The sequence below is a fragment of the Salinivibrio sp. VGrn1 genome, from assembly GCF_009377995.1.
GTDB classification, from domain to species: domain Bacteria; phylum Pseudomonadota; class Gammaproteobacteria; order Enterobacterales; family Vibrionaceae; genus Salinivibrio; species Salinivibrio siamensis.
Genome location: NZ_SATA01000008.1, coordinates 47,197 through 72,402, shown reverse-complemented (window position 1 = coordinate 72,402; position 25,206 = coordinate 47,197). Strand labels below are relative to the sequence as shown.

The following is a 25,206-nucleotide window of genomic DNA, read 5'->3' as shown; positions in this document are numbered from 1 at the left end:
CGTGTCGATAAAAATAAAAAAGACGCCCAAAGGCGCCTTATAACCTATTCATTTCCGTGTTATTAATTAGGCATACACAGGCAGGCGACGGCAAATCGCTTGGACTTTTTCTTTGGTCTCGGCAATCACTTGCTCATTATCGATATTATCCAAGACATCACACATCCAATGCGCAAGCTGCTCAGCATCTTGCTCAGTAAAGCCACGACGTGTAATGGCTGGGGTGCCCACACGAATACCAGAGGTGACAAACGGGCTGCGTGGGTCGTTCGGCACACTGTTTTTGTTCACAGTGATATTAGCCGCGCCCAGTGCTGCGTCTGCTTCTTTTCCGGTAATGTCTTTATCGATAAGATCAACCAGCAACAAATGATTATCGGTTGAGCCTGATACTATTTTGTAGCCACGCGCTTGGAAGCCTTTGACCATCGCGCGAGCATTATCAATCACACGCGCTTGGTAAGCCTTAAACTCAGGTTCCATCGCCTCTTTAAACGCGACAGCTTTACCCGCAATTACGTGCATCAGTGGGCCACCTTGACCACCTGGGAACACCGCAGAGTTGAGCTTTTTGTAGAGGTCTTCACCCGCATTAGACAGGATCAAACCACCGCGAGGGCCCGCAAGCGTTTTGTGGGTAGTGGTCGTCACCACATGCGCGTGTGGCAATGGATCTGGATATACGCCTGCCGCAATTAAACCCGCGACGTGCGCCATATCGACCAATAGCCATGCGCCCACTTTATCGGCGATTTCACGCATGCGCTTCCAATCCACCACTTGTGAATAAGCAGAAAAGCCACCGATGAGCATTTTGGGCTTGTGCTCCAGCGCAAGCTGTTCCATTTGCTCATAGTCAATTTTGCCCGCTTCATCGATACCGTAAGGGATGACATGGTAATGCTTACCAGAAAAGTTGACCGGCGAGCCATGAGTCAGGTGACCACCATGCGCCAAGCTCATTCCCAGAACCGTATCTCCAGGGTTGAGCAGGGCCATATATACCGCGCTATTTGCTTGTGAACCTGAGTGAGGCTGCACATTCGCATACTCACAACCAAACAGTTCACACGCGCGCTCAATCGCCAGCGCTTCGGCTTTATCGACATACTCACACCCACCGTAATAGCGCTTGCCGGGATAGCCTTCCGCGTACTTGTTGGTCAGTTGAGAGCCTTGCGCTTCCATGACGCGTGGGCTGGTGTAGTTTTCTGATGCGATCAGCTCAATGTGTTCTTCCTGACGTGCCGTTTCTTCTTCAATGGCGGCGAACAGGGCGGGATCGTAATCCGCAATCTTCATGTCACGCTTTAGCATTTGTCTCTCCTGACTTAACATTGGCGGGCAATTACCCATAAAGCAAACGCTAGGGCTTTTTCAGCTCACCTAGCAAAAACCGGCGCAGGGGCGATGGCTTAGATCACGCCTTGGCTTAGTCGCCTTAAGATGACAAATCAAAGCGATTAAGCCAAGGAAAATCGTTCGCCATACCAGCACCACGCAAACGTTTTCGTTACCGCTATGACTGCGTTTGCTATTCTACAAAAAATCCAACCTATCAGGTAGCCTGCGTCACAATTTTTTATCGCGCATGGCAATCGTAATGGTCGGGCGTCAACGAACATAGTCGGTGTAAAGGTTTTACAGCTGAGTATCATAATGCTGACATTCTACATTCAAGTGATTTACCTCCCCGCCTTTCTCTTCGTCCTAATTGGCGATAAAATCCGCGCCCGATTATCCCATTAACTTTTTACCGCCAGCCCTTTGGGTTTTGGCGGGCTTTTTGTTGTTATCACGTTTTTGTTGTTGTCACGCTAATAAGTAGGGAGAAGCCGTGTGAGTCAGTATCAACACAGCTTTAAAGAAGACATTATTGCTATTGCCTCTGGCGCGTTCTTAGTCGCCCAAGGGGTGTTTTTCTTGCAACAAGCCGGACTTTTAACGGGCGGGACCACAGGGCTGGCTCTGTTGGTCAGCCAATTTACAGACTTGTCCTTCGGCACCCTGTACTTTCTGTGTAATTGCCCATTTTATTTGATGGCATGGTTTCGCATGAGCCCACGCTTCGCACTGCGCAGCTTACTTGCGGGGGGCGCGGTATCGGTGATGGCTGACCATATTGCCTATTTCTTTGAAATTACCTGGCTGGCACCTGCGTACTGTGCCGTCATTGGTGGGTTGCTAATGGGCGTCGGCATGTTGATGATCTTCCGTCACAACGCCAGCTTAGGCGGCTTTAACGTCTTGGTGCTCTATTGTCAGGACAAGTTTGGGATCTCGGCAGGAAAACTACAAATGGGCATCGACTGCACCATCCTCGCGTTATCTTTCTTCCTCATCGACCTCAACCTCTTGATGTGGTCGGTGGTTGGCGCGATTGTGCTCAACTTAGTCTTGGCGATGAATCATAAGCCCGGGCGCTATCAGGCGCATCCTGCTAACCCCGGGGCTTGAGCGCCCTCTCAACGCTAATCAATCCGACAGCACGGCGCAAAACAACAAAGCCAAGCATGATGCTTGGCTTTTTACTACTGATCGTATTCGCTTATAGCGCGTGATTAAATCGCTTCTTCGTCTTCTTCACCGGTACGGATGCGCACCACGCGCTCAACATCAAAGACAAAGATTTTGCCATCTCCGATTTTACCGGTTTGTGCGGTATCAATAATGGTATCCACACACTGCTCAGCCACATCGTTACTGACGATCACTTCAAGCTTCACTTTGGGTAAAAAATCGACCATATATTCGGCGCCGCGATAAAGCTCAGTGTGGCCTTTTTGACGACCAAAGCCTTTTACCTCTGAGACGGTCATCCCCGTAATCCCCACGTCGGCGAGCGCCTCGCGTACGTCATCGAGTTTAAATGGCTTGATGATGGCTTCAATTTTTTTCATTCTGTTATCCCTCTCGTTGGCCGCTGGCCGGTCCTGATGGATCAAGTGTTTAGCTCAAATTGTATCGCAGCAGGATAAAAAATCATCCATCGATTCACGCATAACACGAAAAAGCCGCCAAACGATGGCGGCTTGTATCACATTTAAGGGTTACCCCAAGGTCACCCGCGCATTGCGGAACATACGCATCCACGCACTGTCTTCGCCCCAATCATCTGGGTGCCAAGAGTTGGCGACTGTACGGAATACCCGCTCAGGGTGCGGCATCATAATGGTGACGCGGCCCGACTCTGTGGTCAGCGCGGTAATGCCATTCGGTGAGCCATTCGGGTTGGCAGGATACGCTTGTGTTGGCAGGCCGTGATTATCGGTGTAACGCAGCGTCACCGTGCCGGACGCTTCAATGGCCGCCAGATGCTCAGCATCGCGCACCTCCACGCGCCCCTCACCATGCGATATCGCAATAGGCATCCGTGACCCTGCCATCCCGGCAAAGAAGGCGGAGGGGCTGGATTGCACTTCCACCATGCTAAAGCGGGCTTCAAAGCGCTCCGACTCGTTACGAACAAATCGTGGCCAGTGTGCAGCGCCTGGGATCAGTTCATGTAGGTTCGATAGCATCTGGCAGCCATTACACACGCCAAGTGCTAAGGTGTCTTCACGCGTAAAGAAGGCACTAAATTGATCGCGCGCGCGGCTGTTAAACAATATTGATTTTGCCCAACCTTCACCGGCGCCCAACACGTCACCGTAAGAGAAGCCGCCACAGGCCACCAGCCCTTGGAAGCCGTCCAAACTGACGCGTCCTGAGAGAATGTCACTCATATGAACGTCCACGGCGTTAAATCCAGCGCGATCGAAGGCAGCTGCCATTTCCACATGCGAGTTCACGCCTTGCTCACGCAAAATAGCCATGGTCGGTTGTTGACCGGTGGCGATATAAGGCGCAGCGATGTCTTCGTGCACATCAAAGCTCAGGCTAGCGTGTAAACCAGGATCGACCGCCTGCTTGGCGTCAAATTCTTGGCGAGCACAGTCCGGATTATCGCGACGCGCTTGCATCTGATACGTGGTTTCAGCCCAAATCTGACGTAAGTGCTGACGACTGGCTTGATAGATAGGCGCCTCACCGTGACGTAAGATAATCTCATCGCTATCACTTAGGCCGCCAATCAGATGGCTGCATGCGGTCAATTGATGTTCGGCCAACACCGCATAAACACGCTCAAGATCTTGCGCCGCTACTTGGATCACCGCGCCCAGCTCTTCGTTAAACAGCACTGGCAAGGCATCGTCGCCTAAACGGGCGATATCCACGTCAATACCGGTATGACCGGCAAACGCCATTTCCGCCAAGGTGACGAACAGTCCGCCATCGGCACGGTCGTGATACGCCAGTAGCTTTTGCTCTGCCACCAAGGTTTGCATCGCATGGAAAAAGCCTTTTAGGCGAGCGCTGCTGGTGACATCGGCAGGCTTATCGCCCAATTGATGATAAACCTGAGCCAACGCGGTTGCGCCCAGACGCTGCGCCCCTTCTCCGAGGTCAATCGCGATCAGGTGGCTATCACCTTTATCGGTCCGCAATTGTGGGGTCACGGTACGACGCACATCTTCCACGCGGCCAAAGGCGGTGATGATCAGCGACATCGGCGCGGTCACGGTTTTGTTTTCACCGTCTTGCTGCCACTGGGTTTTCATCGACATTGAGTCTTTACCCACTGGAATGGTCAGTGACAGCTCAGGACACAGCTCCTCACCCACGGCCTTGACCGCTTCGTACAAGCCGGCGTCCTCGCCTGGGTGCCCCGCCGCAGACATCCAGTTCGCAGACAGTTTAATGTTAGTCAGGCTACCAATATCGGCACAGGCAATATTGGTGAGTGCTTCTCCCACCGCCATACGGGCAGAGGCAGCAAAGTCAAGCAAGGCAGCTGGGGTACGCTCACCCATCGCCATCGCTTCGCCGTGATAACTGTCATAGCTGGCCGCCGTCACCGCACAGTTGGCGACCGGTACCTGCCACGGGCCGACCATTTGGTCACGCGCAACCAATCCGGTCACCGAACGGTCACCGATAGTGATCAAGAAGGTTTTCTCCGCTACCGCCGGCAAGCGTAAAACACGCTCACAGGCTTCCTCCAGCTCAATGCCTTGGGTGTTAAGCGCGGCACCTGTCACTTGCTGACGCGTCACATCCCGATGCATTCTGGGCGCTTTACCCAGCAAGATGTCCATCGGCATGTCGATAGGGGTATTGTCGAAGTGGCTGTCTTCAAGCGACAGATGACGCGCATCGGAGGCCTCACCAATCACCGCGTACGGCGCCCGTTCACGCTCGCACAAGGCTTCAAAACGCGCCATATTTTCGGGTTTGACCGCCAAGACATAACGCTCTTGTGACTCGTTACACCAAATGGCAAGCGGACTCATTCCCGGCTCGTCATTAGGAATATCACGCAAATTAAAGCGCCCACCGCGGCCGCCATCATCGACCAGCTCTGGCATGGCATTGGACAGGCCACCCGCGCCCACATCGTGGATAAAGGCAATCGGGTTATCGTCACCAAGCTGCCAGCAACGATCAATCACCTCTTGGCAGCGACGCTCCATTTCTGGGTTCTCACGCTGTACCGAGGCAAAGTCCAAGTCTTCCGCCGACTGGCCTGATGCCATCGACGATGCCGCCCCGCCACCCAGGCCGATGTTCATCGCTGGGCCACCTAACACAATCAGTTTGGCGCCCACATCTATCTCGCCTTTTTGCACATGGCCATCGCGGATGTTACCCATACCACCGGCGATCATGATCGGCTTGTGGTAGCCACGGACTTCTTCCCCCGCATGTGAGGTCACCCATTGCTCATAGGTACGGAAGTAGCCCAGCAAGTTAGGGCGACCGAATTCGTTGTTAAACGCCGCGCCGCCCAACGGGCCTTCCAGCATAATATCGAGCGCAGTGGCAATGCGCTCAGGCTTGCCATAATAGCGCTCCCACGGCTGAATAAAGCCCGGAATTTTAAGGTTAGAGACAGAAAAACCGACCAATCCCGCCTTAGGTTTGCCCCCGACACCGGTCGCCCCCTCGTCACGAATTTCACCGCCTGAGCCGGTCGCTGCGCCTGGCCACGGTGAAATCGCGGTGGGATGGTTATGGGTTTCCACCTTCATCAAAATATGAGCCGGCTCATGATGATATTGATAAGTGTGGCTCTCTGGAGTGGGGAAAAAGCGTCCAACGTTTGAGCCCGTCATCACGGCTGCGTTGTCTTTATACGCCGACAGCACGTTATCTGGGGTTTGCTCATAGGTGTTTTTGATCATCTTAAACAGCGATTTAGGCTGCTTTTCACCATTGATGGTCCAGTCGGCGTTAAAGATTTTGTGTCGGCAATGCTCTGAGTTAGCTTGCGCAAACATCATCAGTTCGATGTCGTTTGGGTTACGCCCCAGCTGGGTGAAGTTCTCGACCAGATAGTCAATTTCGTCTTCTGCCAGTGCCAACCCTAAAGCTTGGTTGGCCTCGACTAAGGCGGCTCGGCCACCGGAGAGAATGTCTACGCTATGCATCGGCGCAGGTTCCGCTTGCTCAAACAACACCGCGGCGGCCTCAAGTTCACTGAACACCGCTTCCATCATCCGATCGTGCAACAATCCGACTAAGGTCGCGTGTTGCTCATTGGTCAAAGGCGCAGATAACTGAATATAGTACGCCGTCCCGCGCTCCAAGCGTTTGACCGCATCCAAGCCGCAGTTATGGGCAATATCGGTTGCCTTGGAGGACCACGGCGACAAGGTGCCGGGGCGAGGCGTCACGAGAAACAATATGCCTTCCGGCGCGTGCGGCGATAAGGTTGGTCCGTAAGTCAGCAGCTTTTCGAGCTTTTCGCGACTCGCGCTATCCAAAGGATGATACAAGTCGGCGAAATGAATAAACTCAGCATACAGTGCCGTGACAGGTAACTGGTGTGCTTGGCAGCTCGCCAGTAATTTGTTGACACGAAACTCAGACAGTGCGGGGGAACCACGCAAAATATCCATGTGCGTACGTCTCTCGTTAGCGGTAAATGAAAGGGGTATACCCAAGTTATCGCATCTTGGCACCATAACTTGGGTATCACCACCGGCATTGCCGCAATGGTTGCTCTCTCCGTTATCGTTAACGCTGACTCCCAGGGCAGTCCTCCCACGTTGCTCGGAGGTGTCGCCACGCCACACGCGCTTTAAGACTGGCGTTTTGCCTAAGCGGCCGCCATTATAGGGGAAAACTGTCACCGACAACACACCTGACGCAACCGTTTGCGCAAAAAATTTTCCCTCTATCGGTCTGACGTCTATTCACGTAGAATGGCGCGTCTATCGATCATCGCTAGCCGTTTGATGCTGGCATGCAACAGTGAGCGACAGCCTTTGACACAGCGTGACTTTTCTTTGCGATCATGGATGATTAGCCTAACGGTGCTTGTGCTTAGCCTCACCGTCACAGGCTGTGATTGGACGTTCGACGATCGTACCGTTCTAGAAAAAATTCGAGACCGTGGTGTCTTAAGAGTCGGGACACTCAACAACGAACTCTCTTACTACATCGGCCCCGACGGCCCTACCGGACTAGATTACGAGCTCGCCGCTCGGTTTGCTGACAAGCTCGGGGTCAAGCTAGAAATGGTGCCCACTTATACGCTTTCCGGCCTCTTTCCAGCCCTTGAACGCGGCGACGTGGATCTGATTGCGGCAGGCCTTACCATTACCGACCAACGTTTAGCTCAGTTTCGCCCTGGCCCTGCCTACTACTTTGTCAGCCAACAAGTGGTCTATAAAAAAGGGCATTGGCGCCCGCGGGATGTTGATGATTTTAATCGTGAAGATGCCATCATGGCGGTGGTGGAAGACTCTAGCCACGACCTCACCTTGCAAGCGTTAAAACAAGATCACCCTGATCTCAGCTGGAAAGTCGTGCAGGACGCCGACGATGATGAGCTGCTTAAACAAGTCGCAGACGGTGAGATTGACTTTACCATTGCCGACTCCGTCGATATTGCCTTGATGCAACGCACCCACCCAGATATTGCCGTCGCCATGGCCCTTAGTGAGGACGAACCCGTGGCCTGGTTTATGAAAAAACAAGGCGACAGCAGTGCCTATGCCTTAATGGTCAACTTCTTCGGTGAGATAAACCAAACTGGCGAATTAGCTATTTTAGAAGAGAAGTATTTTGGTCACGTCGACCAATTCGATTACGTCGATACCCGCGCCTTTTTACGGGCATTGGAGAGCAAGTTGCCTAAGTGGGAGCCGCTTTTCAAAAAGCACGCGAACGATTTTGATTGGCGCTTACTGGCGGCCCTATCGTATCAAGAGTCACATTGGAACCCACGGGCGATCTCCCCCACTGGGGTGCGCGGCATGATGATGCTTACCCTGCCGACGGCCAAATCCGTGGGCGTGCGCAATCGCCTCGACCCAGAGCAAAGCATTAAAGGCGGTTCGCTCTACCTGCAACGTGTACTTGACCGTGTACCAGACAGTGTTAATCCACACGAGCGCATTTGGTTTGCTCTCGCGTCTTACAATATTGGTTTTGGCCATATGATGGATGCGCGCCGACTGACGGAGGCGCAAGGCGCCGATCCTAACTCTTGGAGTGATGTAAAACAGCGGCTGCCATTGTTAGCCAAGCGCCAGTATTACACCCAAACACGCTACGGCTACGCGCGTGGCTACGAAGCGCTTAGCTACGTCGAAAATATTCGCCGCTATTACCAAAGTATTCTAGGCTATGAGAAAGCGCACATAGAGTCACTTGACAGCCAACAAGTTGAAGATCTCGGTGGTCTGCAGACGATCGTCGCCCCTGACGAGCCGTCGGAAAATGCCCCCGAGCAAACAACCGAGCAAGCGCCTGACCCGGCGTCATCGCAGTCAGAGGATAACTCGACACCGCAATCAGACACGCAACCGCAATGAGGACAGCATGGTTCCAAGAAAACGGCTGGTGAAACAAAGCTTTCGCAAAAACAACATTTCATCCGCTAACCGGCGTAAGCGTATGCGCCAAAATATGCACAAGAAGGTACTTTGGCGACAACGTGCCTTTGCGATTCGTGAATTTGCGGCTTTTGATGACGCGTTTTAGGACACCTTGCCTGAGTCAGGTAAGCAAGATTGAGATTGACAGGCTGCTTTTTTAGCGGCCTTTTTTTCGGCACGACGACGGCGGAAAAAGGCTTGCAGTTGCGCACGGCATTCCGCTTCTAACACCCCTCCCTCACTTTGCACATGATGATTAACACCGTCATAGCTGAGTAAGTTCATTACCGAGCCAGCGGCCCCGGTTTTGGGATCTGGCGCGCCAAAGAAAACCTTTCTGACACGGCCATGCACCATCGCCGCCGCACACATGGGACAAGGCTCTAATGTCACATAAAGGTCCGCGTCTAATAAACGATAATTACCCAGCACTTGGCCGGCTTGGCGTAATGCCATCACTTCGGCATGGGCCGTCGCATCATGCTGGGTAATGGTTCGGTTCCACCCCGTGCCCACCACCTCACCTTGATACACCACGACAGCGCCAACAGGCACTTCACCCTCTTGCTCCGCTTTGTCTGCTAGCTGGATCGCGTGGCGCATATAAACGTCGTGCTCGCTACCCGACGCGTGTGGATCTTTCATCCCAACCTCTGTGACTAACAACCTAATACGCCCTCAGTATACGATACAAATAAGCCGGCTCGAAGGCCGGCTTAAGACACTCAACGCGCAACAGCGTATTACTGCACCAAGTATTGGTAACTGGCTTGAATGCCCAGAGGCAATCCTAGCGCCCAGTAGGCGAGCAAGAATAAGGTCCAGCCCACCAGCATGGTCAGAGAATAAGGGATCATCATTGAAGCCACGGTACCAATCCCCGTGGTTTTCACGTAACGCTGGCAGTACACCACCACCAACGGGAAGAACACCATCAATGGCGAGATAATGTTCGACACGGAATCACCCACACGATAAGCCGCTTGCGACAATTCAGGGGAAATGCCCACGACCATTAACATCGGCACGAGAATCGGCCCAATCAGCCCCCATTTCGCCGACGCGGAACCAATCAATAAGTTCACCATTGCCGTCAGCAAAATCATCCCCACAATCGTCATCTCACCTGGCAGGTTCATTGACTGCAACAGCTCCGCGCCGTTGAGCGCCAACAAAGTACCAATGTTTGATTGGGTAAATGCGGCTAAGAATTGCGCGCAGAAAAACGCCATCACCATATAAGCGCCCATGGTCGCCATGGTGTCAGACATGGATTTGATCACGTCTTGGCTAGTTTTAAAGGTACCCGCGGTTTTGCCATAAACAATGCCTGGAATAATAAACAGCACAAAAATCAGCGGCACGATCGATTGCATAATCGGTGCATCAAACGCGGTCAGCTCGCCCGCCGGTGAACGGAGTGGTGACGTTTCCGGCCATGAGGCCGCCACCAGAGCGGCAATTCCTAGCAGCATCGCCAGCCCAGCTCGATTAAACGCCTTCCCTTCAATCGCCGTAAAAGAGCCTAAATCCGGTGCGTCTTCTGCATCCTCATCAATCGGCGTGCGATTTAGACGTGGCTCGACTATTTTCTCAGTCACAAACCAGCCCAGCGCCACAATCAAAATCGATGACAGACCAGTGAAATACAGGTTCGCAAGCGGGTTTACCTGATAGCTATCGTCCAACACATGCGCGGCAGATTCAGTAAAACCGGCCAGCAAAGGGTCAATCCCTGACGGAATAAAGTTCGCGGAGAAGCCGCCCGATACCCCGGCAAAGGCGGCAGCAATACCGGCCAACGGATGACGACCCGCGGCGTGGAAGATAATCCCGCCCAGCGGGATCACCAGCACATAGCCTGCATCTGCGGCGGTATGAGAAACGATCGCCACCAGAATCAGCATCGGCGTAAGCGCTTGCTTTGGCGTCACACTCAGCATTTTCTTAAGGCCGGTGGTAATAAAGCCGGACTGGTCAGCCACCCCCACACCGAGCATCGCCACCAAAACAATTCCCAGCGGCGCAAATCCAGTAAAGGTGTCAACCATATTGGCTAAAAAGTGGGCGAGCGCACTACCGGTGAGCAGGTTTTTCACTTGGACAGCGTCACCGGTCAAAGGGTGGACTGAATCAAAAGAAACCTGAGAGAGAATGGCTGATAATACCCACACGGTGATCAGCCCCCAGAAAAACAATAGCGCGGGATCCGGAATTCGGTTCCCTGCCCGCTCTATCATGTTCAAAAACCGATCCATGCCGCGCGGCTGGCCAGCATCGGTTGAGTCGCTTATGTGTTGGCTCACTGTTTACTCCATTTTTCGATGTTGTGTCTTTGCTTACCTGATCCACCAGGCTTTAGTGACATTAAAATGACAAACCATCGCCAGTAAAGCAAAAAACAGCATAGTTAGCCATAAGCAAGCCAGTTAACCAAATGTTAAATTATTTTGTAGTTAGAAAAGCAGCACAAAAAACGGATGCTTACTGAGGACACTGAAACATTTAGAAACAAAAAACCTATATGGCGTGGAAGTCGTGTTTTAACCCCTAGCAATCTATGTCATCAAATATATGATGGAGGTAAACCCACTCGAGGAGATCACCATGAAATCCATTTCGCGTGTCATAAAAGCCCCTGCACCGCACTGGGTCGGTAATGGTTTCCCTGCCCGCTCACTGTTTTCCTATCACAATCAAGCGGCGGAGATGAGCCCCTTTTTACTGCTGGACTATGCTGGCCCGATGCACTTTCCGGCGGATGGCGTGAAGCGAGGCGTGGGTGAGCATCCCCATCGCGGCTTTGAAACCGTGACCATTGTGTACCAAGGTGAAGTGGCGCATCGTGACTCCATCGGTAAAGGCGGCGTGATTGGCCCCGGGGATGTGCAGTGGATGACCGCAGGCAGCGGCATTATGCACGAGGAGTTTCATTCCAGTGCGTTCAGCCACACTGGCGGCGAGCTGCAAATGGCGCAACTGTGGGTTAACCTCCCCAAAAAAGACAAAATGACCGACCCGAACTATCAAGGCATTCGCAAAGCCGATATCCCCGACATTCCCCTGGCCGATAAGGCGGGCACATTACGGCTCATAGCCGGTGAGTTTGAGGGCCAGCAGGGACCGGCCAAAACCTTCAGTCCTATGCAGGTTTGGGATATACGGTTAAACGCTGACGGAAAAACGCAGCTTACGCTCCCCCAAGACTGGACCACCGCGGTGGTAATACTGGAGGGCAATGTCAGTATCAACGGCGCCGACCCAATTGGCGATGCCGATATGGCACTGCTTAGTCGCCAAGGACGCGAGGTCGCATTGCACGCCTCACAAGATAGCGTGATTTTGCTACTCAGTGGCGAGCCCATGACCGATCCCATCGTCGGTCATGGCCCTTTTGTGATGAATACTAAGCAAGAGATTTTGCAAGCGTTCAACGATCTGCAAGCAGGTAAATTCGGACAGTTATAAGGACTGAGCCAAGACGCTGTCATCCGCGAATACCAATAAAAAAGTCCGCCATTGCGCGGACTTTTTCTATTTAGAGCTTGTTAACGTCAAGCTTTTCGGTTGGAAATTATTCCCACTCAATTGTCGCTGGCGGTTTGCCGGAGACGTCGTAAACCACGCGGGAGATGCCGTCGACTTCGTTGATAATGCGGTTCGACACTTTGCCAAGGAAATCGTATGGCAGGTGTGCCCAATGTGCAGTCATAAAGTCGATGGTCTCGACGGCACGCAGGGCAATGATCCAGTCGTATTTACGGCCATCGCCCATCACGCCTACCGAACGAACCGGTAGGAATACCGCAAAGGCTTGCGAGACTTTCTCGTAGAGATCGGCGTTGCGTAGCTCTTCGATAAAGATCGCATCGGCGCGACGAAGCAGATCGCAGTATTCTTTTTGAATTTCACCTAGCACACGCACACCAAGGCCTGGCCCTGGGAAGGGGTGGCGATAAAGCATGTGGTACGGTAAGCCTAGCTCAAGGCCAATTTTACGCACTTCGTCTTTGAACAACTCTTTGAGTGGCTCAACCAGACCCATTTCCATCTCTTCCGGCAAACCACCGACGTTGTGGTGTGATTTGATCACATGCGCTTTACCGGTTTTCGAGGCCGCTGACTCAATCACATCCGGGTAGATGGTGCCTTGTGCCAGCCACTTGGCATTTTTCATTTTGCTCGCTTGCTCATCGAATACTTCGACAAACACGCGGCCAATGATTTTACGCTTGGCTTCCGGATCCGCTTCGCCTTTAAGGGCATCGAGGAAACGGTCTTCGGCGTTAACATGAATAATATTCAAACCAAAGTGGTCACCGAACATTTCCAGTACTTGCTCACCTTCGTTAAGGCGTAGCAGGCCATTATCGACGAACACACACGTGAGCTTATCGCCAATTGCACGGTGAACCAGCATGGCGACCACAGAAGAGTCAACGCCGCCAGACAAGCCAAGGATCACCTCATCATCCCCGACTTGCTCGCGAATACGCTCAATCGCATCGTCAATAATGGTGGCTGGCGTCCACAAGCGCTCGCATTGGCAGATTTGCATCACAAACTGCTCCAACATGCGTTGGCCTTGGCGAGTATGGGTCACTTCTGGGTGGAATTGCACACCATAAAAACGCTTGTCTTCATTGGCCATGGCCGCGAAGGGGCAAGTGTCCGTCTCGGCCACTTTGACAAAATCTTCTGGAATGGCGACCACTTTATCACCATGGCTCATCCATACATCGAGGAGCGCGTGACCGTCATCGGCGATGGCATCTTCAATGCCATCAAACAACGCGCTTTGTCCAACGCGTTTTACTTGCGCATAGCCAAATTCACGGTGATCAGAGCCGGCCACTTTACCACCAAGCTGCTCAGCCATGGTTTGCATGCCATAACAGACGCCCAACACAGGCACACCCGCGTTAAAGACATATTGCGGTGCTCGTGGCGAGTTCTCCTCTGCCACGCTCTCTGGACCACCGGATAGGATGATGCCGTTAGGGGCAAAGTCACGAATGTCTTGCTCATCGACATCCCAGCTCCAAAGCTCACAATACACACCGATCTCGCGTACACGGCGCGCAATCAATTGGGTGTACTGGGAGCCAAAATCAAGGATCAAAATACGTTGAGCATGAATGTTCTGGGTCATTATCTGGCTTTCTCAATTAAGTGGAACAAAGGGGAGCCGCGCTCCCCTCTCAAATGCATCGCGGTGGTGATGTCTTTAGCCGAGACGGTAGTTCGGCGCTTCTTTAGTAATGGTGACATCATGCGCGTGTGACTCTTTCATGCCCGCGCCAGTGACGCGAACAAACTGCGCTTGGGTACGCATCTCTTCAATGGTGGCAGAGCCGGTGAGGCCCATGCTGGAGCGCAGGCCACCCATTTGCTGATGAATGATCTCTTTCATCATGCCTTTGTAATCGACACGCCCTTCAATCCCTTCAGGTACCAGCTTGTCTGCGGCGTTGTCGCTTTGGAAGTAACGGTCAGACGAGCCTTTTGACATCGCGCCCACCGAGCCCATACCGCGATATGATTTATATGCACGGCCTTGGTAAAGTTCGACTTCCCCTGGAGACTCTTCGGTACCAGCGAGCATTGAGCCCACCATCACGCACGACGCGCCCGCGGCAATCGCTTTACACAAATCCCCTGAGAAGCGGATACCGCCATCGGCAATCACCGGAATGCCGTACTCTTGCGCTACAGCGGCTGCATCACTGATCGCCGTGATCTGCGGGACACCGACGCCGGTAACGATACGCGTGGTACAGATTGAGCCTGGGCCAATTCCAACCTTGACGGCATCGACACCGGCTTCAATCAGGGCGCGTGCGCCTTCAGCGGTGGCGACATTGCCGCCCACAATCTGCAGGTTCGGGTACGCCGCACGTGCTTCACGGATGCGTTGCAACACCCCTTCAGAGTGGCCGTGTGATGAGTCAATCAGCAGCACATCCACGCCCGCTTCAACCAAGGCGGCAATGCGCTCCTCGTTGCCCGCACCGGCACCAACCGCGCCGCCGACACGCAAGCGACCTTGTTCGTCTTTACAGGCATTAGGCTTGCTTTCCGCTTTTTGGAAATCTTTGGCGGTGATCATACCGGTGAGATGATGACTTGGGTTGACCACTAAAATCTTCTCGACGCGGTGCTGTTGCATGAGCTGTTGTACCTGCTCACGCTCTGCGCCTTCTTGCACAGTGGCGAGGCGAGATTTTGGTGTCATCACGTCTTCGACGCGCTTGCTTAAGTCAGACACAAAACGCACGTCACGGCCTGTGATGATCCCCACCAGCTCTTTTTGTGCATTGACAACAGGGTAACCGGCAAAGCCGTTACGCTCAGTCAGTGCCTTCACGTCAGCAATGGTCATTTCTGGGGTTACAGTCACTGGATTGGTGACCATGCCTGCTTCATAGATTTTGACCAAGCGTACTTGTTCGGCTTGTTGCTCGATAGTCATGTTCTTATGGATAAAGCCAAGACCACCTTCTTGCGCCAAGGCAATCGCCAAACGGGCTTCGGTCACCGTGTCCATCGCGGCGGATAGAACAGGAATGTTTAAGCTGATCGAGCGTGTCAGTTTTGTACGCAGATCGGCATGGTTAGGAAGAACATTTGAGTGGGCAGGGACGAGGAGTACATCGTCAAAGGTTAGCGCTTCTTTCGCGATTCTCAGCATTGCAATATCTCACACCAAAATTTGTGAAGGGGAACAAAATATTGCCGCAGCATTATACGTGCAGCGCAAACGTTTGGCTATCGATTTTTACTAAGAATGTCCGTTTGTTGGGCAACTCAGATTTAGTCGGTTGATTTATCAACAGATATCCGCGGGACTTTTTCGCAACCGATTGCTATAGGTCTATTTGGCATACCGGAATGCGACAGGTAGTATGCTGACAAGCTTATTGAAAGGGACCGAGATCGTGACCGCTAATAACCGAAATATTCTTTCCGTCTCTCGCTTAAATGCCGAAGTGCGTCTTTGCTTGGAGAAAAACATCGGTATCGTCTGGCTCACGGGGGAAATCTCTAATTTTACCGCTGCGACATCCGGTCACTGGTATTTATCGTTGAAAGATAACCAAAGCCAAGTTAAATGTGCGATGTTCCGTGGTAACAATCGCCGCGTGATGTTCAAACCTAAAAACGGCGATCAAGTGTTGGTACGTGCGCGTGTCTCTATGTACGAGCCTCGCGGCGACTATCAACTGATCTTAGAAAGCATGCAGCCCGAAGGCGATGGACGACTGCAACAGGCGTTTGAGCAACGCAAACAAGCGTTAGCCGCTGAAGGCTTATTCGCACAAAGCGCCAAACAGGTCTTGCCCGACCAACCCAAACGCGTTGGCATAATCACCTCCAAAACAGGCGCTGCCTTGCACGATATTCTAAATGTGTTGAAACGGCGCGATCCGAGCCTGCCAGTGGTTATCTATCCAACGCTGGTACAAGGACAAGAGGCAGCGGTCTCAATTGCCCAAGCCATTGGACGTGCCAACAGCCGCAACGAATGTGATGTGCTGATTGTTGGCCGTGGCGGTGGCTCACTCGAAGATTTATGGTGCTTTAATGAAGAAATCGTCGCCCGTACTATCGCCGCCAGTCAGATCCCTATTGTCAGTGCCGTGGGCCATGAGGTGGATGTTACCATTGCTGACTTTGTTGCCGACGTGCGCGCGCCGACGCCATCAGCCGCCGCAGAATTAGTGAGCCGTGACCTCAGTTATCGCTTGCAGCAATATCAGCAGCGCGAGCAAGCGCTCAAAAACGCGATTGGCACCCTCCTGTATCGCCAGCAGCGGGCACTGACGCAGCACGAACACCGTTTGTCTCATCAGCACCCTCGCCGTCGTCTACAACAGCAAAGTCAGCATATTGATGAGCTGCAAAGACGGATGCACCAGGCACTCACTAAGCAGTTTTCACGGTACAGCAGCCAACTGAACACGCTAGATAATCGATTGCAGCGCATGACGCCTGACCGTCGTATTCAGCAACATCAGGCTCAATTGGCGCAATACCATCAACGCCTCACCCACGCGATGGACTCACACCTGTCACATGCGCAACAGCGACTCGCCACCTTGGTCGCCACCTTAGATGCGGTCAGCCCACTTGCCACCCTTTCTCGCGGCTATTCAATTAGCCGTGATAGTGATGGGCACATCGTCACTAACATCAACCAGCTAGAAGAGGGCGATACCTTACACACTCAGCTCAGCAACGGCGATGTCACCAGCGTGGTTCGGCAGCGACACCCGCATCAATCTTCTGATTAAACTCTGCACAACACACATCTGACCGATCAGTAAGCGATCGCGCGATCTTGGGGTTTATTCCCCTTGATCAGCTTCCTACCCTGAAAAGAATATTTATCAATACACTTCCCGAAAGCATAAGTTACATATTCTGCATTTGGATTTTTAAAAGGATAAAAATCTGAAAAGTGTTTTATTAAAGCCTGGATCCAGAACAATCTAAAAGCGTGACGTGGGAAGGGGTGTCGATTTTATCACCGCTCAAAACCTGAGCGGCAGCGTGACACACTAGGATCTAAGACAACAGATAATCGCGCTCATTAATGTGAGTCAGATCACTTTTATTCAGTAACCGATCCCAAGAGAGATCGAACCCACCAAATCGCGATCAAAAAAAGCCCAGCATCGCTGCTGGGCTTTGTATTACTTCTTATTACGGTTTTTCACCATATCCATTAAGCGTTTACGCTGACGGGATTGAGATAATGTCAGCTTTTCTTTTTTCCCCTCATAGGGGTTTTCGCTGTTTTGGAACTGGATCTTGATCGGCGTACCCATAATATCCAGGGTTCGCCGATAGTAATTCATCAAATAACGCTTATAAGAATCTGGTAGCTCTTTGACCAAGTTACCATGAACCACCACAATCGGTGGATTGTAACCGCCTGCGTGCGCATATTTGAGCTTCACCCGACGTCCCCGGATCATCGGTGGTTGATGGTCATCTTGCGCCATTTTCAGAATACGGGTGAGCATCGCGGTTCCGACGCGTTTTGTCGCTGACTGATACGCCTCTTGAATCGACTCGAACAAGTGGCCTACCCCGGTGCCGTGCAAAGCAGAAATAAAATGCACACGGGCAAAGTCGACAAACCCTAAGCGGCGATCAAGCTCAGACTTCACGCGCTCTTTCACTTCGCTATCTAAGCCATCCCACTTGTTGACCGCCAAAACAATCGAGCGGCCCGCATTCAGCGCAAAACCAAGTAAGCTTAAGTCTTGGTCCGAGATGTTCTCTCGTGCGTCGATTACCAACAATACGACGTTGGCATCTTCAATCGCCTTGAGGGTTTGGATCACCGAGAATTTTTCTACCTTGTCGGTCACCCGTTTACGACGTCGCACCCCGGCAGTATCAATCATCACGTATTCGCGACCATCACGCTCCATGGGAATGTAAATCGAGTCACGGGTAGTGCCTGGCATGTCATAAACCACCACGCGCTCTTCGCCCAGCATACGGTTAGTCAGGGTTGATTTACCCACATTGGGACGGCCGATAATACCGATTTTAATCGGCAGCGACTGTAAGTATTCATACTCGCTTTCAGCCTGCTCTTCGGTTTTAACCGCGTCTTCGCCACTGTCGAGCGTATCCGCTTCATCGGTCAAATCGACCAAGCCTGCTTGCTCGTCGTCCTCGTCCGCGGACACTTGCTCAACCAAAGGCGTCAACGCACGATTAATCAAGCCACTCACGCCTCGACCATGCGCGGCGGCAATTTGGAACATGTTGTCCATGCCCAACTGCCAAAAGTCCGCGGTTGCCGTGTCTGGGTCAATACCATCCACTTTGTTCACCACCAAGAAGGTGGTTTTTTCACGGGTACGGATATGCTGAGCAATGTCTTTGTCCGCTGGCGTAAGACCGGCTCGACCATCCACCATAAACAGCACGACATCGGCTTCTTCAATCGCCGCTAGCGACTGCTCCGCCATCTTGGTTTCTACACCTTCTTCGGTGCCGTCAATGCCGCCGGTGTCGATCACGATAAACTCGTGATCATCCAGCAATGCTTTGCCGTATTTTCGATCCCTGGTCAGTCCCGGAAAATCCGCTACTAATGCATCGCGTGTGCGGGTAAGACGGTTAAAGAGCGTCGATTTCCCCACATTCGGGCGCCCCACTAGGGCTATAACAGGAATCATGTAGACCTCTTCTTTTCATTCGCTTTATTAATAAACAAGGCTCCCGACTGTCTTTGCAGCCAGGAGCCTAAATATAAACTGGGTGGCTTCGCTTACTCGATACTCAGCTTTCTCAGTTGACCATCACGGGTGATCACGATATAGCCATCATCCGTTTGCACCGGGGCAACAGCGATCCCGTTACCTTCCAGTGATTGCTGCGCGACAAAATCGCCCGTTTGCGGATCAAGCCAATGCAAGTAGCCTTGGCTGTCGCCGACCACCAGATAGCCGCCGCTTGCCGCGGGTGCCGTTAAGATACGGTACGCCAACTGTGTGTTGCGCCACTTCTCTAAGCCGTTGCGTGCATCTAACGCAACAATATTGTCTTTATCATCAATAAGATAAATACTATTGCCTGCTACGAGGAAGTCTTTAGCAGAGGAAAAATCCCGCTTCCACGCCGCTTTTCCGGAGCGCAAATCAATAGAGACTAATTGGCCATTATAGCCTACTGCATACAAACGGTCGCCATCGATCACTGGGGTCGCATCCACATCCACTAAGCGGTCGATTTCAGTCGCCCCTTTTGGTGTCGAGATAGGAATTTGCCAAATAGACCGTCCGGTTTCGATCATTGCCGCGCCTAGGCGTCCATTGGCCATCCCCCAGAATACGCCGCCGGAAATAGTCACCGGCGCACTTTCACCGCGTAGGCTCAAGTTCGGCACATCATTGGTGTTGTTCCACTGTGGCTCGCCCGATTCCGCGTCCAATGCCACTAACTCACCACGGCTGGTGTTAACGATCACCAACCCAGCTTCCACCAAAGGCTTGGCCAGCACTTCGCCATTCACGTTCTGTTGCCAAACCCGCTCGCCGGTTTCCGCATCCAGTGCGTACACTTGACCCGTTTCGCCACCCACATACACTTTGCCGTATGAGGCGCTCAACCCGCCGGAGAGCAACGCCGGTGTCTCGTCTTGCACCGACTGTTGCCAGATAGATTCACCGCTTTCTAAATCAAACGCGGCGACTAAACCTTGTCGATCAGCCGCAAAGACTTTGTCATAGGCCACTGTGGGCTGAAGTGCGGAATAATACTGCCCGACACCGTCGCCCACTTGTGCTCGCCAATGCTGGGTTGAAGATATCTCATTGGTCACAGCAGGCAGTGGCGCCATTTGCACCACATCTTCTTCACCGGCACAGCCAGCCAGTACAGCCATGGTCGTGGCCATTGCAGCCATGCGCCATAATCGTTTTTTCATACCACGACCTTATTGACTCAGATTATCAAGCTTCATGTTAACGGTCGGGCTTTCCGCCGCCGCCAATGACGCTGCATACGCGTCTCGCGCTGCCTGCTTGTCGCCCTGACGAAGCAAGACGTCGCCGCGGATCTCTTCCACTTTCGCGGTCCAGCTCTGCGTGGTGACTTTGTCGAGTTCGCTCAATGCGGCTGGGTAATTGCCTAACTCCGCTTCAACGCGCGCCAGGCGTGTCGTCACCAACCCGTACAGCGCCTCGTCTTTCACGGCTTGCTGAGCATTTTGCAATTGCTCACGGGCACTTTCCAGCTCCCCTTGCGCAACATGCTTTTGTGCCAGCTGCAATGCCGCCAAGGCACGATAACCTTCATGGCCTTCTAATTGGCTCAATGACACGGTATCGCCGCTTTCAATACCACTTAGCACTTGTTCGTATTGCTGCGAGGCTTGCTCTTGGTTGGTGAGCTGTTGTGACTGAAAATAACGCCAGCCATATAACGCCCCCAAACCGACAACGGCGCCGATCACGACCGCTTTACCGTTGTCTCGCCACCACTTCTTAATGGCTTCAACCTGCTGCTCTTCTGTGGTGTAGACGTCCACGTTCTGTCCTCTTAAATCAATGCTTTTAGTGACGCGGCGATCTCATCCTGATTCAGTGTTTGTTGCTCGCCGCCTTTCAAATCTTTTAACGCCACTGTGCCGTTAGCAACTTCATCCTCGCCTAGCACGAGCGCCACAGAGGCGCCGACTTTATCCGCGCGCTTAAACTGTTTCTTAAAGCTACCACCGCCAAAATGTGACATCACACGCAGTCCGGGCACCTGTTCGCGTAAGCGCTCCGCCAGTTTCATCCCAGCGATCATCGCGCCTTCACCCGCCGTGACCATGTACACATCCACCGCCGGGCGGACATCATCTTGGTTGAGGTTTTCCAGCATCAGAACCAAACGCTCCAATCCCATTGCAAATCCAACGGCTGGCGTCGCTTTCCCCCCGAGTTGCTCAACCAAGCCATCATAACGGCCACCACCGCACACCGTGCCTTGCGCCCCCAAGCTATCGGTGATCCACTCAAACACGGTCCGGTTGTAGTAGTCGAGGCCACGTACCAAACGGTGGTTAACTTGGTATTCGATACCTGCCGCGTCCAAGAGTTCACACAAGAGAGCAAAATGCTGTTTTGATTCGTCATCCAGATAATCACCCAACTGAGGCGCATTAACCAATACAGCTTGGATGTCCGCATTTTTGGTATCGAGCACGCGCAATGGGTTGGTCTGCATTCGACGCTTGCTGTCTTCATCCAACACTGATTCGTGTTGCATCAAAAAGTCCACCAGCGCTTGACGATAGTTCGCACGCGCTTGTGGTGAGCCGATTGAGTTAAGCTCCAATCGCACATGCTCAGCAATGCCCAGCTCACGCCACATACGTGCGGTCATCATGATAAGTTCCGCGTCCACGTCTGGGCCATTTAGGCCAAACACCTCAACGCCAAACTGATGAAACTGGCGATAACGACCTTTTTGTGGGCGCTCATGACGGAACATAGGCCCGGTGTACCACAAGCGGTGCTCTTGGTTGTACAGCAGGCCATTTTCGATCCCCGCTCGGACACAACCCGCGGTCCCTTCAGGACGCAAAGTGAGGCTGTCGCCGTTGCGATCATCGAAGGTGTACATTTCTTTTTCGACAACGTCTGTCACTTCGCCAATCGCACGGCTAAACAAATGCGTTGCTTCCACAATAGGCATGCGAACTTCGCTATAGCCGTAAGCGCTCACTACCTTTTTAATCGTAGATTCGAGCTTTTGCCATAAAGGAGATTGAGACGGGAGGCAGTCATTCATGCCTCGAATTGCTTGAATTGTTTTAGCCACGTTAACTTCCGTTACCGACATGATAGAAAAGGGGAGAAGGCCGCCTAACGGCTTAGCCTTCTTGATCGATTTGTGACACCTTGATGCGGTTGCGTTCATCCATCATCGCCGCTTTGGCGCGGATTTTTGCCTCCAACTCATCCACCAAGTTGTCGTTATTAAAGCGCTCTTTTTGGCGTTTACCGTCGAGGTAATAAGCGCTGCGCTTGTTACCTCCAGCCAAACCGAGGTGAGACGCTTCGGCTTCACCCGGGCCATTGACCACACAACCAATCACGGAGACATCCATTGGGGTCAGTATATCTTCCACGCGCTGCTCGAGCGCATTGACTGTACCAATCACATCAAACTCTTGACGCGAACAGCTCGGACACGCAATAAAATTGACGCCGCGCGAGCGAATGCGAAGTGATTTGAGAATATCGAAGCCCACTTTGATTTCTTCTACCGGATCGGCGGCGAGCGATACCCGCAAGGTATCACCAATGCCTTCCGCCAGTAGCATTCCCAAACCAACGGATGACTTAACCGCACCAGCACGCGCGCCACCAGCCTCCGTAATGCCAAGGTGTAAAGGCTGATCAATCTGCCGAGCAAGTTTGCGATAAGACTCAACCGCCAAGAAGACATCTGACGCTTTGACGCTGACTTTAAATTGATCGAAGTTAAGACGGTCCAAGATATCGACATGACGCATGGCCGACTCGACCAAAGCATCGGGCGTTGGCTCCCCGTATTTTTCTTGCAGATCGCGCTCAAGTGAGCCGCCATTCACACCAATTCGGATTGGAATGTTTTTATCACGTGCGGCATCTACCACCGCCCGAATGCGCTCTTCTTTACCAATATTGCCTGGGTTGATACGCAAACAATCGACACCATACTCCGCCACTTTTAATGCAATACGGTAGTCAAAGTGGATGTCTGCCACCAAAGGGATCGACGTTTGCGCTTTAATCTCTTTAAACGCTTCCGCCGCGTCCATGGTGGGTACTGACACCCGAACGATATCTGCACCCACCCCTTCTAGCGCTTTGATTTGCGCGACGGTGGCTGCCACATCTGTGGTTCGCGTGTTGGTCATAGATTGCACGGCAATCGGCGCGCCATCACCAATCGGCACATTGCCGACATTGATGCGCGTTGAGGGACGGCGTTTGATGGGAGTTTCGTTGTGCATATCGACGTTCTCTGATTACTGCGGAAGGCGCAACCGAGCCACTTGGCCGGTTGGGAAGCCATCAAGATCAATGTTGTCGCCATTAAAGGTGATTTTCACCACACTAGGGGCACCCAATACTAATTGATACGGGGTGTCGCCGGTTAAGGTCACTTGTTCACCCTCAGATTTTATCCCGGTTGCCAGTCGCTCACCATTGGCGTCTCGCACGTCTATCCAGCAATCTCCACTAAAGGTCATCACCAGACGGTTATTGACCGTGCTTGCGGGGGCTTCATCCTCAGACGCTGCCGTTGGTTGTGCCTCTGGTGTTGTTTGCGTTGTCGCCTCGTCCGTTTGCGCCGACTCAACCGCAGTGGCCGATTCTGACGCGGTCGATGCTGATGGGCTCACCTCATCTGACACCGGCGCGTTCGCGGCATCTTGTACATCAGTGACCTGCGGCTCCGCCCCTTGTGAGGCCGCCGAATCTGTCATCGCAGGCTCGGCCATTGCCGGTGCATCGGTGGCAACCATCGCGCTATCTTGTGCTGATGGGGTCGTGACGAGTTCATCCGCTTGTTGGCTATCCAATTGTGTTGGCACGGACGTCATAGCCTGCTGATTCTGCCAATACCACACGCCGGTGATCCCGACCGCAATGGCAATAATCACCCAAGACAGCCACATTAATCGACTTTCGCTCTTTTGCCGCCGCGTTTTGCGCGAGAAGCTTTGCATTTTTTGTACGGTAGCCGCACTGCTCGCTTCCATATTACTATTACCCAACAGCTGATCGGCGTCGATTTGCATCAGCTTGGCATAGGAGCGCAAATAGCCACGTGTAAACGTGGCCAATTGATCCATGTCTGGGTTGTTTTGTTCAAGATCCTCAATGACACTGACCCGCAACCGAAGTCGGTCAGCAACATCACGAACACTCCAGCCCATTTTCTCTCGCGCTTGCTTTAATACTTCCCCGGGCGCAGGTTGGGTATCAGATTGCGCTTGTTCTTCCGTCTGTTCAGTATTCATTCGCTAGGTACAATTGATATTCTTTGGATTCTGGAAACCGTTGCGCCAATCGCTGAGCGTCATGGGCAGCTCGCTCCGTGTAGCCTTGTTGCTGATAAGCTTTCACTAGCAATAACAGTCCGGCAGGCTGAACACCAACGCGTTGGTGGAGCCGCTTGATACGTGCGACGGCTGCTGCCTCTTGCCCAGTCTCTATCTCTAACTTGGCAAGTTGTAAACCCGCACGGACATTCCGCGGGTCGTGATCAGCCGCTTTGCTAAACAAGGCTTTTGCGCGTTCTACGTGGCCAGCTTTTAGCTGACAAAACGCCGCGTTTTCATAACTGTCTGACACACGATGATAATACGGTTGTACGACTGCTTGCAAAAATGCGTCATTTGCCGCGGCAAACCGCTGTTGTTCGCACAAGAAAACACCGTAATTGTTATATACATCGCCTTTTTCAGACGCTTGCGCTAACGCTTGTTGATATAAGCGATCCGCTTTGTCGTTTTCACCGACACGTTGTTGATAATACGCCATCGACAGCGAGGTGCGATAGTAGTTAGGTGCATATTGGCGCGCTTGCTGCAAGTTTTGCTGCGCTTGTTGATAGCGATCACTGTTTAGATAGCCTAATCCCAGTGCAATACGCGCCTCTGCGGCTTGAATCTTATCAAAATTGGGCTCACTGTGCTGCGAACTTGGCGTTGAACAACCAGCCAACGCCATCAACACGCCCACAACCCAAACCGTTTTTGTCATGCCAT

At 52.6% G+C, this 25,206-nt stretch carries 19 protein-coding genes; 5 read left to right on the top strand and 14 right to left on the bottom strand.

Annotated elements, in window-relative coordinates; genetic code table 11:
• Positions 1 to 66 precede the first annotated feature (66 nt).
• The gene (gene glyA / locus EHW56_RS12160) at positions 67 to 1,317 is read right to left on the bottom strand and encodes a serine hydroxymethyltransferase (protein ID WP_046074985.1); all 1,251 of its coding nucleotides are present in this window, start codon (positions 1,315 to 1,317) and stop codon (positions 67 to 69) included.
• A gap of 522 nt (positions 1,318 to 1,839) precedes the next feature.
• Here glyA and EHW56_RS12155 point away from each other — a divergent pair.
• Positions 1,840 to 2,457 carry a YitT family protein gene (locus EHW56_RS12155; protein ID WP_046074986.1) on the top strand — a complete coding sequence of 206 codons (618 nt, stop codon included), beginning with the start codon at positions 1,840 to 1,842 and terminating at the stop codon, positions 2,455 to 2,457.
• A gap of 104 nt (positions 2,458 to 2,561) precedes the next feature.
• Here the strand turns inward: EHW56_RS12155 and glnB are convergent, their stop codons facing one another.
• Both glnB and purL read right to left on the bottom strand, forming a co-directional pair.
• Positions 2,562 to 2,900, bottom strand: coding sequence for a nitrogen regulatory protein P-II (gene glnB, locus EHW56_RS12150; protein ID WP_046074987.1), 339 nt, complete (start codon positions 2,898 to 2,900; stop codon positions 2,562 to 2,564).
• A gap of 150 nt (positions 2,901 to 3,050) precedes the next feature.
• Positions 3,051 to 6,941, bottom strand: a complete 3,891-nt coding sequence (gene purL / locus EHW56_RS12145) for a phosphoribosylformylglycinamidine synthase (protein ID WP_152799794.1) — start codon at positions 6,939 to 6,941, stop codon at positions 3,051 to 3,053.
• Between the two features lie 402 nt (positions 6,942 to 7,343).
• Here purL and mltF point away from each other — a divergent pair, with 402 nt between their 5' ends.
• Positions 7,344 to 8,864, top strand: coding sequence for a membrane-bound lytic murein transglycosylase MltF (gene mltF, locus EHW56_RS12140; protein WP_227486536.1), 1,521 nt, complete (start codon positions 7,344 to 7,346; stop codon positions 8,862 to 8,864).
• A 7-nt stretch (positions 8,865 to 8,871) separates the two neighbouring features.
• Positions 8,872 to 9,033: a hypothetical protein gene (locus tag EHW56_RS15330; RefSeq protein ID WP_167369481.1), complete on the top strand. Its 162-nt coding sequence runs from the start codon at positions 8,872 to 8,874 to the stop codon at positions 9,031 to 9,033.
• On the opposite strand, the gene tadA is transcribed toward EHW56_RS15330, so the two are convergent.
• Entirely contained in the window at positions 9,030 to 9,572 is a 543-nt protein-coding gene (gene tadA / locus EHW56_RS12135; protein WP_046074989.1) for a tRNA adenosine(34) deaminase TadA, read from the bottom strand. The two genes, EHW56_RS15330 and tadA, sit on opposite strands and share 4 nt — an antisense overlap.
• 98 nt (positions 9,573 to 9,670) lie before the next feature.
• Positions 9,671 to 11,185, bottom strand: a complete 1,515-nt coding sequence (locus EHW56_RS12130) for an AbgT family transporter (protein WP_046075047.1) — start codon at positions 11,183 to 11,185, stop codon at positions 9,671 to 9,673.
• A gap of 349 nt (positions 11,186 to 11,534) precedes the next feature.
• Between EHW56_RS12130 and EHW56_RS12125 the strand changes: the two genes are divergently transcribed.
• Positions 11,535 to 12,395 carry a pirin family protein gene (locus EHW56_RS12125; protein ID WP_152799796.1) on the top strand — a complete coding sequence of 287 codons (861 nt, stop codon included), beginning with the start codon at positions 11,535 to 11,537 and terminating at the stop codon, positions 12,393 to 12,395.
• Between the two features lie 106 nt (positions 12,396 to 12,501).
• Here the strand turns inward: EHW56_RS12125 and guaA are convergent, their stop codons facing one another.
• The gene (guaA, locus tag EHW56_RS12120) at positions 12,502 to 14,079 is read right to left on the bottom strand and encodes a glutamine-hydrolyzing GMP synthase (protein WP_069363239.1); all 1,578 of its coding nucleotides are present in this window, start codon (positions 14,077 to 14,079) and stop codon (positions 12,502 to 12,504) included.
• Positions 14,080 to 14,154: 75 nt separating this feature from the next.
• Entirely contained in the window at positions 14,155 to 15,618 is a 1,464-nt protein-coding gene (gene guaB / locus EHW56_RS12115) for an IMP dehydrogenase (protein WP_152799799.1), read from the bottom strand.
• Between the two features lie 214 nt (positions 15,619 to 15,832).
• Between guaB and xseA the strand changes: the two genes are divergently transcribed.
• Positions 15,833 to 17,221 (top strand): exodeoxyribonuclease VII large subunit, encoded by a 1,389-nt coding sequence (gene xseA / locus EHW56_RS12110; RefSeq protein WP_152799801.1) that lies wholly within the window; start codon positions 15,833 to 15,835, stop codon positions 17,219 to 17,221.
• A gap of 402 nt (positions 17,222 to 17,623) precedes the next feature.
• On the opposite strand, the gene der is transcribed toward xseA, so the two are convergent.
• The 7 genes from der to pilW form a co-directional block, all read right to left on the bottom strand.
• Entirely contained in the window at positions 17,624 to 19,129 is a 1,506-nt protein-coding gene (gene der / locus EHW56_RS12105; protein ID WP_077606525.1) for a ribosome biogenesis GTPase Der, read from the bottom strand.
• Positions 19,130 to 19,221: 92 nt separating this feature from the next.
• Positions 19,222 to 20,379 carry an outer membrane protein assembly factor BamB gene (gene bamB / locus EHW56_RS12100; RefSeq protein ID WP_077579551.1) on the bottom strand — a complete coding sequence of 386 codons (1,158 nt, stop codon included), beginning with the start codon at positions 20,377 to 20,379 and terminating at the stop codon, positions 19,222 to 19,224.
• A 9-nt stretch (positions 20,380 to 20,388) separates the two neighbouring features.
• Positions 20,389 to 20,982 (bottom strand): tetratricopeptide repeat protein, encoded by a 594-nt coding sequence (locus tag EHW56_RS12095; RefSeq protein ID WP_046074997.1) that lies wholly within the window; start codon positions 20,980 to 20,982, stop codon positions 20,389 to 20,391.
• An 11-nt stretch (positions 20,983 to 20,993) separates the two neighbouring features.
• A complete protein-coding gene (gene hisS, locus EHW56_RS12090) occupies positions 20,994 to 22,262 on the bottom strand; it encodes a histidine--tRNA ligase (protein WP_046075050.1) in 1,269 nt (422 codons plus the stop codon).
• Positions 22,263 to 22,314: 52 nt separating this feature from the next.
• Complete coding sequence (gene ispG / locus EHW56_RS12085; RefSeq protein WP_046074998.1) at positions 22,315 to 23,442, bottom strand: flavodoxin-dependent (E)-4-hydroxy-3-methylbut-2-enyl-diphosphate synthase; 1,128 nt, start codon at positions 23,440 to 23,442, stop codon at positions 22,315 to 22,317.
• A gap of 15 nt (positions 23,443 to 23,457) precedes the next feature.
• Complete coding sequence (rodZ, locus tag EHW56_RS12080) at positions 23,458 to 24,456, bottom strand: cytoskeleton protein RodZ (protein WP_152799803.1); 999 nt, start codon at positions 24,454 to 24,456, stop codon at positions 23,458 to 23,460.
• Entirely contained in the window at positions 24,446 to 25,201 is a 756-nt protein-coding gene (gene pilW / locus EHW56_RS12075) for a type IV pilus biogenesis/stability protein PilW (protein WP_152796204.1), read from the bottom strand. The genes rodZ and pilW overlap by 11 nt, the downstream gene beginning before the upstream one ends.
• Between the last annotated feature and the right edge of the window lie 5 nt (positions 25,202 to 25,206).

Excerpts from the sequence above, each read along its gene's own strand:
- glyA (WP_046074985.1), bottom strand. The coding sequence starts at position 1,317 with ATGCTAAAGCGTGACATGAAGATTGCGGATTACGATCCCGCCCTGTTC.
- glnB (WP_046074987.1), bottom strand. The coding sequence starts at position 2,900 with ATGAAAAAAATTGAAGCCATCATCAAGCCATTTAAACTCGATGACGTA.
- purL (WP_152799794.1), bottom strand. The coding sequence starts at position 6,941 with ATGGATATTTTGCGTGGTTCCCCCGCACTGTCTGAGTTTCGTGTCAAC.
- mltF (WP_227486536.1), top strand. The coding sequence starts at position 7,344 with ATGATTAGCCTAACGGTGCTTGTGCTTAGCCTCACCGTCACAGGCTGT.
- EHW56_RS15330 (WP_167369481.1), top strand. The coding sequence starts at position 8,872 with ATGGTTCCAAGAAAACGGCTGGTGAAACAAAGCTTTCGCAAAAACAAC.
- tadA (WP_046074989.1), bottom strand. The coding sequence starts at position 9,572 with ATGAAAGATCCACACGCGTCGGGTAGCGAGCACGACGTTTATATGCGC.
- EHW56_RS12130 (WP_046075047.1), bottom strand. The coding sequence starts at position 11,185 with ATGGATCGGTTTTTGAACATGATAGAGCGGGCAGGGAACCGAATTCCG.
- EHW56_RS12125 (WP_152799796.1), top strand. The coding sequence starts at position 11,535 with ATGAAATCCATTTCGCGTGTCATAAAAGCCCCTGCACCGCACTGGGTC.
- guaA (WP_069363239.1), bottom strand. The coding sequence starts at position 14,079 with ATGACCCAGAACATTCATGCTCAACGTATTTTGATCCTTGATTTTGGC.
- guaB (WP_152799799.1), bottom strand. The coding sequence starts at position 15,618 with ATGCTGAGAATCGCGAAAGAAGCGCTAACCTTTGACGATGTACTCCTC.
- xseA (WP_152799801.1), top strand. The coding sequence starts at position 15,833 with ATGCTGACAAGCTTATTGAAAGGGACCGAGATCGTGACCGCTAATAAC.
- der (WP_077606525.1), bottom strand. The coding sequence starts at position 19,129 with ATGATTCCTGTTATAGCCCTAGTGGGGCGCCCGAATGTGGGGAAATCG.
- bamB (WP_077579551.1), bottom strand. The coding sequence starts at position 20,379 with ATGAAAAAACGATTATGGCGCATGGCTGCAATGGCCACGACCATGGCT.
- ispG (WP_046074998.1), bottom strand. The coding sequence starts at position 23,442 with ATGCACAACGAAACTCCCATCAAACGCCGTCCCTCAACGCGCATCAAT.
- rodZ (WP_152799803.1), bottom strand. The coding sequence starts at position 24,456 with ATGAATACTGAACAGACGGAAGAACAAGCGCAATCTGATACCCAACCT.
- pilW (WP_152796204.1), bottom strand. The coding sequence starts at position 25,201 with ATGACAAAAACGGTTTGGGTTGTGGGCGTGTTGATGGCGTTGGCTGGT.